The sequence below is a fragment of the Vibrio sp. 1CM24A genome, from assembly GCF_023161725.1.
GTDB classification, from domain to species: domain Bacteria; phylum Pseudomonadota; class Gammaproteobacteria; order Enterobacterales; family Vibrionaceae; genus Vibrio; species Vibrio coralliirubri.
This window is the reverse complement of sequence record NZ_JALNTS010000003.1, coordinates 33,874-47,636: the sequence shown is the minus strand read 5'-3', so window position 1 is coordinate 47,636 and position 13,763 is coordinate 33,874. Positions and strand designations below refer to the sequence as shown.

The window sequence follows — 13,763 nt, the reverse complement described above, 5'->3', positions numbered from 1 at the left end:
TTACTTAGTGCTGTGAGCTAGAGAAGTTTCTACGGAGTCTTCTGATTGTTCAGGCTTTGCACGTGCAATACCAAACCCAGTGAAGCCATAAATCAGAGCGAAAACGACACCGGTGTAACATTGGATTGCCCAAGGTAGGTAATCTAGCGTTGCAACACCTAGCGTACTCGCCATGTAAATACCTGCAGCAGTCCAAGGAACCAGTGGTTCGATGATTGTGCCTGCATCTTCGATGGTTCTAGATAGGTTTTTAGTGTCTAGCCCCATTTTACGGTAAGCGTTTTGGAATAATTCACCTGGAATAAGAAGGGCTAGTTTGCCGTCAGATGTCGTGAAAACTACTGTAATCGTCGCGATCACAGTTGATGCGATAAGTTGTCCTGTTGAGTGAATCATATGCAAGAAACGACCTAGTACCACATTTAATGCACCGGTTAGGCTTAGAACACCTGCAAAAGAGAACGCACAGAAAACCAGTAGGATGGTGCTCATCATTGAGAACAAACCACCACGGTTTAGCAGCTTGGACACATCAGGAATTAGTCCATCAATCGCTGTACCTTTCGCTTCAAACAGAGCGACATTGAAGCCGTCGACATAAGCTTGGAAACCTTGTTGAAGAGAGAAACCTTGTAGAACCATACCTAATACAATCGCTAGGGCAGACGCACCTAACATCAGTGGCAGAACAGGCTTTTTGGTTAACGCACCCCAAAGGATCATTACTGGTGGGATGATCAAAAGGATATTGAAGTTGTATAGGCTATCCAGTCCCGCAAGAATTTGAGTGACCTTTTCTGGTTCACCTACGTTCGCGATATCTGCACTTTGGCCAGCGAAGAAAAAGACAACAGAAGCAATCACAAAACCAGGCAGCGTTGTGTAAAGCATGTGCTGAATATGTTCGTACAATGTGGTGCCTGAAACGACAGGCGCAAAGTTTGTTGAATCAGAAAGAGGGGAGATCTTGTCGCCAAAGTATGCACCAGAGACAACAGCGCCGGCAGCTGCAGCCAGTGACACATCTAAACCCGCCGCAACGCCCATAAGTGCAACACCAACGGTACCCGCAGATCCCCAAGATGTACCAGTACATACAGAGACAACAGAAGTAACAAAAAAGGCAGCAATGAGTATGTATTCAGCACTGATGACTTTAAGCCCCCAGTAAACCATGTAAGGGATGGTGCCACTGATCATCCAGCTTGCGATAAGACCGCCCACCGAAACTAATATCAAGATAACAGGCATCGCTTTTGCGAGTTTCTCAACAATGGCGTTGATGATGTCATCCCAGTTGTAGCCCATCTTCCAAGCAATACATGCAGTGAAAGTCGCAGAAATGAGTAGCAGAACTTCAATGCGAAGTCCTAAAACACCGTATCCAATAGCAAGCAGCGCAAACATAACGGCTATAGGTGCTAATGCTAATCCGAACGATGGTAGAGGCTTTGAGTTATTCATATTTGTTGTCCTCAGGTGAATGTAGGGTTTGTTCGGAATGGATAATAAGCGTGCTCTGAAATCGGAAGTGCGACTTCAATGCTGTTTTCATGTAAGCGGTTACATGAGGTGTGTACATGAGATTTTGGTCACATTTTGTCTCATTTTAGTGCTTGATTGACTTAACCGTTTGCCTTTCAACCAGTGTCGCTTCGAACTTATGTTGCTTAGGAGGCGCGTATCCTGCTGCTTTAAGTTTTATGGCAAGGTTAGCTGCATAAGTTGACATCTCGTCGATAGGGTTGTGCATGGTGGTTAGCCGAGGGTAAAGGTAGCGAGCGAGCAAAACATCATCAAAGCCGATGACTGAAATATCGTTGGGAACCGAGATGCCTTGATCTTGCAAGCTCGTCATTAAGCCTGCAGCCATGACATCATTGAAGGTGACTGCGGCTGTGACCTCTGGGCATTGGTTTACCAATATGTCACCTGCCGCTTCACCACCTGATTCACTAAAGTTTTGGTTGATGATCCAGTTAGGTTGTATTTCGATATTGGCCGCTTTCATAGCTTCTTGGTAGCCTTGTAAACGGTCTGTTCTGTCTTGGATTGGAAGGTCGCTCGAGACATAGGCGATTTTTCGATGACCCATCTCGATGAGGTGTTGTACTGATATTTGAGCTCCGAGTTTATTATCTATCCATACGGAGCGATTCGATATTTGAGCAATCGTGCGGTTGAGTAAAACCATTGCAGGTAATTGAGCGGAGTAACGCAGCAATGTGGTGTCATCGAGCATCTTTGAATGAATGACCATAGCTTCACAACCTTGGCTGATAAGAAAGTCGAGGCCTTCTTTTTCTCGCTGAGCATTGTGTCCGCCACTTACCACGACCAATTGATAGCCATTGGTTCTAGCCACTTCCTCGACACTCTTCGCGACCAGCGCAAAAAATGGGTCGGCAAGGTTGCCCGTCAATAATCCAAGCGTATTGCTGCTTCTACTTGCCAAGGCTGTTGCGCGAGCATCTTTGTGGTAATTGAGCTCTTTTACTGCACGTTCTACGCGCTCTAGCGTGATAGGTTCAACGTAGCAGGTTCGGTTTAATACACGAGAAACCGTTGCTGTTGAAACCCCTGCAAGTGCTGCTACATCTTTTATTGTTGCCACGTTTAATTCTGCCAAGCATAGAAAGGCTGCGAGTGTAGCGAATCTCTAATGTTTAATATGTTAGTAAGGTCAAAGCTATTAACTCTGGACTGAGAATATTAGTCGAATATTGGAAATATCTAACGTACGTGTTTAGCGATTATCTTCGCTAGTGTCACAACCCCTTCTTTCCACTCTTTGCTCTCTTCAATATTGGCGACAGTGAAGCGCAGGCAATGTTTATATTGGTCGTTGGTGCCAAATACTGTTCCTGGTAAGATCCCGAGCTTATGCTTTAAACAGTCTTGATAGACTGCGTAGCTATCGACCGACTCAGGCAATGTTATCCAGTTTAAAAAAGAGCCTTCCGGTTTTGATAGGTGGTATTGCCCGACAAGGTGTGGGTGGCTATCTAGTGCTTGTATTAACAGGCTTTGGAATTGCTTTTGATTGGTTTGGTAGAGCCGCTTCATTTTGGATAAGTGACTGCGGTATTTGCCGGTCGTGAGGAATTGCCCCACCGCCGATTGCATTAGGTTTGAGCTGCCCATGTTGTCGCATAAAAGGTACTTTTCGACCAAAGGTTGGTAGCGCCCAGACAGTAACCAACCGATTCGCAAGCGTGAGTCTAATGTTTTAGACAGTGAGTTGACGTAGATGACTCTATCTTGGTCATCAAGCTCTTTGAGGCTCGCGATTGGTGTGTCGAATGCCAAGCTACCGAACACATCGTCTTCGATAATCGGCAAAGATCCGGTTATCTCCAGTAATGCCTTTCGATTCGCCAATGGCATCCGTGAACCCGTTGGATTGGTAAAGTTTGGCGTTAGCAGTAAGGTTTTCACTTCCCATTGATCCAGTGCACTTTGTAGCGAAGGAATGTCGATTCCGTGGCTGACGCTGCTTGGTATTTCAAGGGCTTGCAAGCCAAGTGATTCAAGTAAAAGTAGATTACCGAAATAACAGGGCGACTCGACCGCCACGATGTCACCGGGCTTGGTGAGCGCACGTAGTGCTAAACTGATTGCCTGTTGAGCACCATGAGTAATCGCAATCTCTTTCGATCCCGCAGGTACACCAAGATCATAGGTGATCTTTAACAATTGCTTTACTAATTTCTCGTCGCCGGGAGGCAGTTGGTAATAACCGGGCAATTGAGTTTGTAATCGACTGTGGCGACCGATTTCGGCATACAAGCTTCGAATCGCAGGGTTGTTGATGTTCGGGTGTGCCGAGCCTGCCAATAGTTTCAGACGACCTTTTGGACGAGAGAGTACCGATTTGGTGACAGACAACAGATCGACTTTTTGAGGTTGGCTTGATGCATCCCAGCTGGTGGTGTTCGGTGTTTTCACGCGATAGCCAGATTTAGGTACTGAATAAACCCAGCCTGTCGCTTCCAGTTCTTGGTAGGCGCGAATAACGGTATTTTTACTCACGCCAAGCTGTTCGCTTAGTTGACGGATTGAGGGAAGGCGATCGTCTGGATGAAAGAGTCCCTTATCGATCTGAGCCTTAATATGTTGTTCGGTAGCAAGGTATTTATTGCCGCTGAGTTCTGCTTCCACGTTTTTCTCCCTCGTTACTCATTCTCAATCTGTAACCATTAAAAGTGTTATATCTGTATCTTTATTAGTTATCTGTACCCAACTAAGGTAACAGCATTGATGAAGAGTTGACCAGAGGTTTGTAATGCTGATTAAAATGATTCCGTTTGTGTTTGTAATATTGTGGTCGTCAGGTTTTGTCGGCGCGCGTCTTGGTGTGGAATACGCGGAACCCGCAACATTACTTTCATTGAGGATGGTAGCCAACGTGGCGCTGTTCTTGGTTTTGATTGCAATCCTTAAGCGTCGTATTCCTCGTGGTCGAGCATTCTTCCACGCTAGTGTAGTCGGCATCTTGATTCATGGTTTCTACCTTGGTGGCACCTATCTGGCGATTGATATGGGTATGCCCGCCGGGTTGAGCTCTCTACTTGTTGGCTTACAACCGATTCTTACCGCCTTGATTATGATCAGCTGTACTTCGCAGCGTTTTAATTTTGCACAGTGGTTGGGGTTAGCGCTCGGCTTTGCGGGTATCAGTTTGGTGTTGATGGGCAATATTGAATGGCAGTCAGACGACCAAAAAGGCTTGGCAACGTTATTGTGTTTGGTTTCTTTGGTTGGCATTACCTGCGGGACTCTGTATCAGAAGCGCTTTTGTCAGGGGATCGATATGGTCGGCGGTGCGATGGTGCAATACTTGGCTTCTGCTGCGCTGTTTCTGCCGTTCGCAATGCGTTACGAAACGATGCAAGTGAACTGGACTGTAGAATTTACGTTAACTCTAATCTGGCTGGTGGTTGTTTTGTCTTGTGTTGCCATATTATTGCTGCTTTACATGGTAGAGCATGGCGCATCTTCAAGTGTGGCATCGGTGTTCTATCTCGTGCCACCGACGACAGCAATTCAAGCTTGGCTTATTTTCGGTGAGTCGTTCGACATCTATGGCGCGATGGGCTTCGCCTTGTCTGCCGCTGCGGTTTATTTGGTGGTGAGGAAGCCAGAATGGATTAAGGCTCGCAGACGAACAGTGTTAGAGCGGTAGTTTGTATACCAAAACTCACTCTACTTAAAGCTGATTATTAGAAACAAAAAAGAGCCTGAATATTCAGGCTCTTTCTGTATCAAATATTGGCTAGCGACTTTTGATTAGCGCTTCATCAAGCAAGCGTATGCCGTTGTAAACGGTGCTTCTTGGTATTGCTTAAGGCCAGTTTCTTTGAACTTCATCATTAGAGGGTTACGCTTAAGGCTCTCTTTGATGTCAGCAGGCGATACAACGGCTACGTCTAGGCCGTCGATCAGTTGAATTGCTGCTTCTAGTTTGAAACCAAAGCCACCGCCAGCAAATTTGCCTTTAGTTTGGCGTTGACGAATCACAACTTTGTCTACTTGGTAATCTTCCATTAACTTTGCAAAAGAGAATTGAAAGTCTTTCATATTCTGTGTGTCGTTTGCGTCGCTAATTGAAACTTTAGAAACTCGGCAATCAGGAATGTTAAATACACCATCTGATAGAGAAAGAAGACAGATGACTGCATCGTTACCTTTGATTTCAACACCACAAATTTTCATGTTCTTACCTACTTATTTTAGAGCCCTACATTATGGTGTTATTTCTAACACTTCTCCAGTATTTGCGCGTATCAGCAGCAAATAAGTCTAAATCAGAGTGTATTTTAGTCGCCGAAAGTTAACTTTTGATTGAAAAATCATCACACTAATTTACGGTATCGTTTGCTATGAGATGAGGCTCACAAAAGCTTAGCGGGATTTCATATGTGTGCTGTATATTGCGCGCGCATCCCTATTTTAAGTGTGGTTATTAATCCCAATGAATATCAATAATCTTTCGATTAAGAGTAAAATCGCGATCCCGCTGTTGGTGATTGTGATTGTTTTTTCTACCGTTACTGTGCTCAACGTTATCAGATCAAATGCTCAAGCTGCGATTAATAACGAGCTCAATAACGTGGTTCAGCCAGTGCTAGATAACCTAGAAGATGGCTACCGAGATATCTACCAGATTATCGCTTCGGCACAAGGCCTGTTACTTGCCAAAGACCAAGCAGCGATCGAGTATCAAAAGTTTGAATTTAAAGACAACGCTTACAAAGCGGTTCCTCGTTTTCAAAGTGTCGAAACCTTGTATCAAGCGGGCGTGTTGGATCCATCTTCACGTGGCGAGTTATCAAAGCTTGTTAACGCGATGAGCAAGTGGGTGGCACTGCACGAGCCAATGTTCGCTGATCCGGCAAACGCAGACCAATACAATATTGATTACTCGACAGCGCTCGATGCTGAGTTTGCGATCATTCGTACGCAACTGCGCGATATTCGAACTCTGATCGAACTGAAACAGAAAGAGCTTCGCCAGCAAGCGGATGACTCTATTGAATCGAGTAAGTTGATCATTGAAGTGGGTATGGCGGTTGCTGTTTTCGCTGCACTTTTCGCGATGTGGTTATCAAATCGCTTTATCGTTCAGCCAATCCAGAACGTAGAGAAAGCAATGAATGAGATCGCATCGGGAGACGGTAACTTATCTCAACGTATGAAGGTCGAAGGTAATGATGAGATTGCTCGTTTAAGTTCTGCCTTCAACCAGTTTGTTGGCAAGATCCATGTCACCGTCGAACAAGTTATTTTTACTTCGAATGCGGTACGCGCTGAAATGGAAAATATTAAATCGTTAACCCAGAGTGTTGCTGAGTTCTCTTCAAATCAGCAGCGAGAAAGTGAAGTGGTAGCTGCGGCGGTTCATGAGATGCAAGCTACCAGTGAAGTGGTGAGTGGTAATGCATTAGACGCGGCAACCGCAAGTAACGTTGCAAACCATGAAGTGGAATCGGCTGATACCACGCTTGGTTTAACCGTGACCTCGATTGAACGCCTGGCGCAAGATATCGAGAACGCGGGTGGTGTGGTTCAAGAACTGGACACAGACGTGAAGAACATCGCCTCAATCCTTGGCGTGATCAAAGGCATTGCAGAACAAACCAACCTACTTGCTTTGAATGCGGCAATTGAAGCGGCACGAGCGGGTGAACAAGGTCGTGGCTTTGCGGTTGTGGCTGATGAAGTTCGTGCGCTTGCGAGTAAAACTCAAGACAGCACTGGCGAAATCCAATCAATGATTGAACGCTTAGAAGTGGGTGCTAAACACGCGGTTGGTGTAATGACTGAAAGCAAAGTGAGTGGCGAGAAAACCATTGTTCAAGCAGGAACTGCAGCGTCTTCATTGAGTGAGATTCGAAACTCAATCGGTAAGATGAATGACATGAACACACAAATCGCTACGGCGGCTTCGCAACAGTCTCAAGTGTCTGAAGAAGTGAATAAGAATGTTCAACGCATCGCAGAAAGCACTATGCAAATGGTTGAGATGGCAAGCAGCGCAGAAAATGCATGCATGGCATTGGCCGAACAGTGTGAAGCGCTTGATAGCCTTGTGTCTCAGTTTGAAGTGTAATTTTCAAAATTAGACAGACGAATATGAGCTGATAATGGTTGCTCGTATTGAGTCCCATTAATCAGCGTTGAACGACAAAAAAGCCCGTACTCTATGAGTGCGGGCTTTCTTTTTGGCTAGGTGATCAGTCTTTTGACTATGTGATCGGTTTTTAGACCAAATCAATCATTCAGTTTTAGCTGCTACGACCGTCTTTGTATGTGTAACGGTAGTCAACTTTTACGTTCGCTTGGTAATGGATATCGCCGTTCATGTTAGTGATTTTTTTCACTTCCATGTTCGCGTCATCAATCTTGAACGAATCGTATTTGGTTGTCTGTTGGAACTGTGGCAGTTCTCTTGAAAGCTCAAAAGGTGTTTTTGCGCTTAACTCATCCATAAGGTTGGTGCCTGCATCGTATGCTTCCGCTTCAGTAACAAATGTATCAGATTTTAGCGTTGTTTCTTGAATCGTTGTTTTAGTTGCTGCAAACGCTGTGGTGCTGAGTACAAGAGTTGATGCAAGTATGATTAATTTCTTCATAGGGATACCTTACCTTGTTGTACTAGTGTTTTAGAGATTCTCACCCTAGCAATAGGGGATGAGATTAATGTTAGGACAAAAATATGTTTCTGTAAGGGAATGACTATAGATGCCGAAGATTAATGCACAGCGCATATCAAGCAAGGTGACACTGATATCTAACTTCAATACACTGTATGGGTAACCAAAGTTCAGCATAAGGTAAAGGCATGGCCAATTGGGAAGGGGTAAGTGAGTTTGTTGCAGTGGCAGAGCGTGAAAGCTTTACTGGTGCGGCGCAGAAACTCGCTACGTCGGTGGCTCAAATCAGTCGTAGAGTAGCAAACCTCGAAGAACGACTCGCAGTGAAATTGCTCAATCGAACGACACGTAAGGTTTCTCTTACAGAAGCCGGGCAACTCTATTACCAACAATGTAAGTTACTGGTCGAGGGCTTAGAAATTGCTGAGCTTGCGGTCACGCAGATGCAATCCACGCCAAAAGGCTTACTGAAAGTCACTGCGCCTGTGACCTATGGTGAGCGCCAACTCGCCCCAATACTGCATCAATTCTTAAAGCTTCACCCGCAAGTAGAGCTTGAGCTGATGCTGACTAATCAAAAACTCGATCTTATCGATTCGGGTGTTGATGTGGCGATTCGTCTTGGCCGATTAGAAGACTCAAGCCTTGTGGCAAAGAAGCTCTCTCAACGCCAACTTTATGTATGTGCAAGCCCCGAATACATTGAACGTTATGGCGAGCCGCACACATTGTCTGAATTAAATAATCACCAATGTTTAGTCGGTGGATTTGAACATTGGCGTTTCAAAGAAAATGGCCGACCTCGCTCAGTTCGTGTTAACGGACGCATTAAGTGCAACAGTGGTTTAGCCTTGTTAGACGCCGCTAAGCAGAGCATTGGCTTGGTGCAGTTACCTGAATACTACGTGAGTGAAGACCTTGATTCTGGTGAGTTGGTTGAGGTGCTGTCCGATTATCGAGACGACAAGGAAGGGATATGGGCGCTTTATCCTCAGAACCGCAACTTATCTTCAAAGGTTCGTCTGCTGGTGGACTTCCTTTCTGAGCAATTGGATTAGTTTATGACTGTCGGCCGCCAGGATCTTACTAACCAAAGTGACCTGATACTCGGTGTATTTAATACTCTTGAGCAGCACTATGGCGATTTTGATTGGTGGCAAAGGGAAGACCCTTACGAGATAGTTTTAGGCGCTATTCTGGTTCAGAACACTAACTGGAAGAATGCAGAGAAAGCACTCATCAACTTAGGCGATAAGTGCGGCCCAAGGTCAGTCGCTCAGATGGATCTTGATGATCTCGCCCAAAAGATTCGTTCGAGTGGCTACTACAATCAAAAAGCCATTAAGTTGAAGGCGGTGACTGAGTGGTTTTCGAAATACAGATACGATATTTCCGAGGTTCGTGAGCAGGACAAAGATCAGCTGCGAAAAGAGCTACTGGAAGTCAAAGGAATTGGTGGTGAAACGGCTGACGCGATTCTGGTTTATGCGATAGGTAAACCGTCTTTTGTGATTGATGCCTACGCAAGAAGGATATTCACTCGTAATGGACTCGATGTACCTAAATCGTATGAAAAATTTCGAGCCTTGATGGAAAGCGTAATCCCTCTGGATACCAAAAGGTACGGCTACTATCATGGTTTGTTAGTCGAACATGGTCAGCAGTTTTGTAACCCTAAACCCAAGTGTCAAGATTGCCCTCTTAACGACTCCTGTCTAGAAGCTCGAACTAAAACTTAGCGAGCTTATGGTTCAATTTCTCCGATGGAATATAAAACCAACTCTTCTGGGTTGCTGCCTTCGCCAAGTGTTCGAATGTCTTCGCCTTCTTGCTTGAGCTGAACAATACACTTCATCGCTTTGTTCTGCTCTACACCAATAATGGTTTTCATCTCCGAAGCCGATACGCCAAAGCGAGTGGCTATCAATAAATCGCGAACCTTCTTCTTATCTGAATTAAACATCCAACGTCCCTCTACTCGAATCGATGATTTAGACCAACTCAATAAGCTTAACCAACTTCTGAAAATAGGTACTTAAAATTTATGATGAATAGCGAGGGAGAGGGGACTTTTCTGTTGGTTATAAAATTGAATAACTCAAAAAGTTCGGGCTTCAGAATAGAGATTCTGAAGCCCGACGTGTTTTAGGGTTAAGTCGCGTTTGATTACGGCTTACTAAACCGAAAATGTATTAGACGGTGAAACGATCTACTAAGTGGTACAGCTCATTTGCACGACAGTTGAGGTTTTGGCTACCTGTACGGTTTTGATTCGCGAGTTCGGCCGATTGTGAGCTTTGGTCAGAAATTACCACGATGCGTTGAGATATCTCTTGGCCGACAATATTTTGCTGTTCAGTGGCTGTAGCAATAAGCGAGTTCATGTCCATGATGGTATCAATCGACGCTTGGATCTTCGCCAGTGCTTCGGCTGCGGCATTCGCTTCTTCCACGGTTTGCGCACTTCGGTTTTGACTTGAATCCATTGCTTTCACAGCAGCATCTGAGGCAGCTTTAAGTTGCTCTATCATCTTGTGAATGTCGCCAGTGCTTTCTTGAGTACGGCTTGCCAGTTTACGAACCTCATCGGCAACCACAGCAAACCCACGCCCTTGTTCGCCTGCACGTGCAGCTTCAATCGCGGCATTCAACGCGAGTAGGTTAGTTTGCTCGGCAATGTCTTGGATGACCGCCAACGAAGAGGAAATATTCTGTACATCGCCTTCTAAACGAGACACCACGGTGTTCGCTTCTGATACTTCGCTCGCTAGGCCTGCTACCGAGTCTGCAGCTGCGTTTACGATCTGTTGCGCTTCTTTGGCATTGCCCTCTGCAAGCTTCGCTGAATCCGCCGCTTGGCTAGCGTTGCTAGAGATCTCTTGCGCCGTTGTGGTCATCTCAGTCATCGCTGTTGCAACTTGTTCTGTCTCTTCACGTTGCCCTGTAGCAATCTCGTCGACCTGCGCAGCGCGAGAAGACATGCTAGATGTCTCGGCTACGACTTGTTGCCCGACATCACTTACGCTGCGAATGATGGTTTGCAGGCTTGCTACAAAGGCATTGAAGTTCTCGCTGAGTTTTGTGAACTCGGGTGCTTTAAATGTTTCCATTCGAGCGGTTAAATCGGCTTCGCCACTCGCAAATGCGCTGATTGAACGGTCAAACTGCTCGAGTGGTTGCATGATAGTGCGGTTGACGGCAACGGCAAACACAGCAACTACTAGGGCAATCAAACCACAGAAAATTGCGATGGCTGTCAATGAGCTTTGTAACGCGGCATTTGAGCTCTCTTTCATCTCTGCGATTACTGCATCGATGTCGTCAGTATAGAAGCCTGTGCCCAGCATCAAGTCCCACTGGGGAACGAATATCGAGTAGCTCAGTTTCGGTAGGGCTTCAGACTGACCAAGTTTTGGAAAGTAGTAGGTGGTGAATTCACCAAGCTTTGAGTTCTTGATCAGGTCACGAATAAGGTAGTTGCCTTTTTTGTCTTGCAGGTCGTAGTAGTTTTTACCAATACCATCGTTATTTTGCCCGACAACGACTCGCACACCTTTCGAGTCATAACCAAAAATATAGCCAGACTCGCCATATTCTAATGTTCTTAATGTTGGTAAAGCTTCTTCTAATGTTGCACCTCTATCCAAAAATGGGCTGATCGAAGAGTAGGCCATTTGTAGATACGCTTTGAGTTCCTTTTCTTTCATCGCCATCATATTGCTACGCGTCGATTCAACTTGCTGTGCGGTTAGCTCGGTGCTCTTCATATACGTCACGCTCATCATGCCGATTGCCATTAGTAGCAACGGAATGAAAGAGAGAATATAAAGGCGGTTCTTGATGGTTAGGGTCATGTCACGCTTCCTGTGTGATTATCTCGTGCAATTTTCAACACATTATTAATGTGGTTTTAAAATGTAAATGGACTTGTTGTTGAATTGTTATCCAGAAATGTTTTTGTTTTATAAACATGATGGCGGTTAGATTTTTGATGTTAGAAGCCTTGCAACTAGGGGCTTAATGACAAAAAGAGTGGTTTGTTACGATGCTTTTGAATTTGCCGCTGCTTTGGTAGAATGCGACGTTTTGTAGCACCCTGCTATGTCTATTCGTTAAGTGAGAAAGATTCATGAACAAAAGCCATGTGACTATTGGTTTAACTAATCCAAAGAGCCCGACAAACGTTGGTGCTGTTATGCGCGCGGCTGGTTGTTACCAAGTCGACGAAGTTAAATACACAGGGCAACGCTACGAAAAAGCCGCTAAATTTCACACCGATACCAAGAGTGCTGCGCGTACTATCCCACTAACGGGTGTCGAGTCGTTTTTGGATAACCTTGATTCAGAAACGAAAATTGTTTGTGTAGAACTCGCTGAAGGTGCAACACCACTGCCGCGTTTTAAACATCCAGAAAATGCTATCTATATCTTTGGCCCTGAAGACGGTTCTATTTCTCAAGATGTCGCCGACAGAGCAGATCACGTCGTGTACGTACCAACGGTTGGTTGCATGAACTTGGCTGCGACAGTTAACGTGCTGCTTTATGATCGCCTTGCTAAGTCAGATGAAATGGATGAGAGCAACGAGCTGATTAAAAAGAGCCGCGATAATCGTAATCATCTATTAATCAAATAAAAGCAACTATTTACTTCTAGTAAAAGTAACGATCTGCTTCTAGTGTTATCTATCCCGTAAGCAATCGGATATTATCTTGAGTTCATCATCAGATAATTGAAGGGTTAGATAACACCATGGAAGACAAGAAATTACTTGCCGCGTTACAGCAACACCCTGTCCTCGATCTCTATCAGTTATTCCAAGAAGTTGGTCAAAACCGCTCTCTGTATGCATTACTAGAGAGGTTATCTTCCCTTAAAGAACATCATCAATTGAGCACTCGTCTTAGCCCTTTTAAGCCTCATATCGAAGGGTTGTTGGCTCAATTCGATAGCACTACACCAGATAGCGAAACCCTCAAGGCAGTCGCTCTTCAGTCTGAGATTCAGCAACGAGGCCACAGTATGAGCCGGTACATCATGACATCAGATAATCACCGCCATTTTTCTCCAAATGCAGACTTAGTGATGTTTGGTGATTCGATCACCGAGTGGGCACCGTGGACGGATATTTTCCGAGATATCTCGATGGTCAATCGCGGCTTAGCGGGCGATACAACAACGGGCATGTTACGCCGTATGGATACCACGTTGAATGTGAAGCCAAAGCTGGTGTGCTTTATGGCAGGGATAAACGATTTAGCTCAGGGTTATGATGTCGACCATATCTACCAGAACTACATTGATATGCTTAAGGTGTGGCAAGAAAATGATATTCGAATCTTGGTGCAATCAACGCTTTATGTTGGCTCTAAACTGCAAGGTTTGAATCCGTCGGTTGAACTGCTCAATCGCAAGCTAAGCGAGTACTGTTCCCAGCAAGGCATTGCGTTCTTAGATGTGAATTCAGTATTGTCACCTAATCAGCTTCTGTCGAATGAGTACTCGTGTGATGACCTACATTTGAATGCTAAAGCTTACCAAGTTTGGGCAGAGGTACTTCAACCAACGATAGAAGAGTTATTAAAATAAACTCACGCAAAAAGCTAG

13 protein-coding genes are annotated in these 13,763 nt (G+C 45.0%); 6 read left to right on the top strand and 7 right to left on the bottom strand.

The window, feature by feature from the left end:
* From nhaC to MSG38_RS07760, 3 genes are all read right to left on the bottom strand, one after another.
* Entirely contained in the window at nt 1-1,464 is a 1,464-nt protein-coding gene (gene nhaC, locus MSG38_RS07770) for a Na+/H+ antiporter NhaC (RefSeq protein WP_248401533.1), read from the bottom strand.
* 145 nt (nt 1,465-1,609) lie between these two features.
* On the bottom strand, nt 1,610-2,614 hold the full coding sequence (locus tag MSG38_RS07765) for a LacI family DNA-binding transcriptional regulator (protein ID WP_248401532.1): 1,005 nt from the start codon (nt 2,612-2,614) through the stop codon (nt 1,610-1,612).
* 119 nt (nt 2,615-2,733) lie between these two features.
* Nucleotides 2,734-4,161 (bottom strand): PLP-dependent aminotransferase family protein, encoded by a 1,428-nt coding sequence (locus MSG38_RS07760; RefSeq protein ID WP_248401531.1) that lies wholly within the window; start codon nt 4,159-4,161, stop codon nt 2,734-2,736.
* A gap of 124 nt (nt 4,162-4,285) precedes the next feature.
* Here MSG38_RS07760 and MSG38_RS07755 point away from each other — a divergent pair, with 124 nt between their 5' ends.
* Nucleotides 4,286-5,185, top strand: a complete 900-nt coding sequence (locus MSG38_RS07755) for a DMT family transporter (RefSeq protein ID WP_248401530.1) — start codon at nt 4,286-4,288, stop codon at nt 5,183-5,185.
* A 104-nt stretch (nt 5,186-5,289) separates the two neighbouring features.
* Here the strand turns inward: MSG38_RS07755 and MSG38_RS07750 are convergent, their stop codons facing one another.
* Entirely contained in the window at nt 5,290-5,715 is a 426-nt protein-coding gene (locus MSG38_RS07750; RefSeq protein ID WP_248401528.1) for a DUF3010 family protein, read from the bottom strand.
* Nucleotides 5,716-5,974: 259 nt separating this feature from the next.
* Here MSG38_RS07750 and MSG38_RS07745 point away from each other — a divergent pair, with 259 nt between their 5' ends.
* Complete coding sequence (locus tag MSG38_RS07745) at nt 5,975-7,612, top strand: methyl-accepting chemotaxis protein (protein ID WP_050643733.1); 1,638 nt, start codon at nt 5,975-5,977, stop codon at nt 7,610-7,612.
* A gap of 175 nt (nt 7,613-7,787) precedes the next feature.
* On the opposite strand, the gene MSG38_RS07740 is transcribed toward MSG38_RS07745, so the two are convergent.
* Nucleotides 7,788-8,135 (bottom strand): DUF3316 domain-containing protein, encoded by a 348-nt coding sequence (locus tag MSG38_RS07740; RefSeq protein ID WP_048613063.1) that lies wholly within the window; start codon nt 8,133-8,135, stop codon nt 7,788-7,790.
* 209 nt (nt 8,136-8,344) lie between these two features.
* Between MSG38_RS07740 and MSG38_RS07735 the strand changes: the two genes are divergently transcribed.
* Both MSG38_RS07735 and MSG38_RS07730 read left to right on the top strand, forming a co-directional pair.
* A complete protein-coding gene (locus MSG38_RS07735) occupies nt 8,345-9,214 on the top strand; it encodes a LysR family transcriptional regulator (protein ID WP_048611669.1) in 870 nt (289 codons plus the stop codon).
* 3 nt (nt 9,215-9,217) lie between these two features.
* Nucleotides 9,218-9,895, top strand: coding sequence for an endonuclease (locus tag MSG38_RS07730; RefSeq protein WP_248401527.1), 678 nt, complete (start codon nt 9,218-9,220; stop codon nt 9,893-9,895).
* A gap of 5 nt (nt 9,896-9,900) precedes the next feature.
* Here MSG38_RS07730 and MSG38_RS07725 read toward each other — a convergent pair whose 3' ends face one another.
* Together MSG38_RS07725 and MSG38_RS07720 are read right to left on the bottom strand one after the other, a co-directional pair.
* Nucleotides 9,901-10,119 (bottom strand): hypothetical protein, encoded by a 219-nt coding sequence (locus tag MSG38_RS07725; protein ID WP_086969339.1) that lies wholly within the window; start codon nt 10,117-10,119, stop codon nt 9,901-9,903.
* 229 nt (nt 10,120-10,348) lie between these two features.
* Nucleotides 10,349-12,010: a methyl-accepting chemotaxis protein gene (locus MSG38_RS07720; protein WP_248401526.1), complete on the bottom strand. Its 1,662-nt coding sequence runs from the start codon at nt 12,008-12,010 to the stop codon at nt 10,349-10,351.
* A 275-nt stretch (nt 12,011-12,285) separates the two neighbouring features.
* Here MSG38_RS07720 and MSG38_RS07715 point away from each other — a divergent pair, with 275 nt between their 5' ends.
* Nucleotides 12,286-12,792 (top strand): RNA methyltransferase, encoded by a 507-nt coding sequence (locus MSG38_RS07715; protein ID WP_248401525.1) that lies wholly within the window; start codon nt 12,286-12,288, stop codon nt 12,790-12,792.
* Between the two features lie 116 nt (nt 12,793-12,908).
* Entirely contained in the window at nt 12,909-13,745 is an 837-nt protein-coding gene (locus tag MSG38_RS07710) for an SGNH/GDSL hydrolase family protein (RefSeq protein ID WP_248401524.1), read from the top strand.
* Nucleotides 13,746-13,763 lie beyond the last annotated feature (18 nt).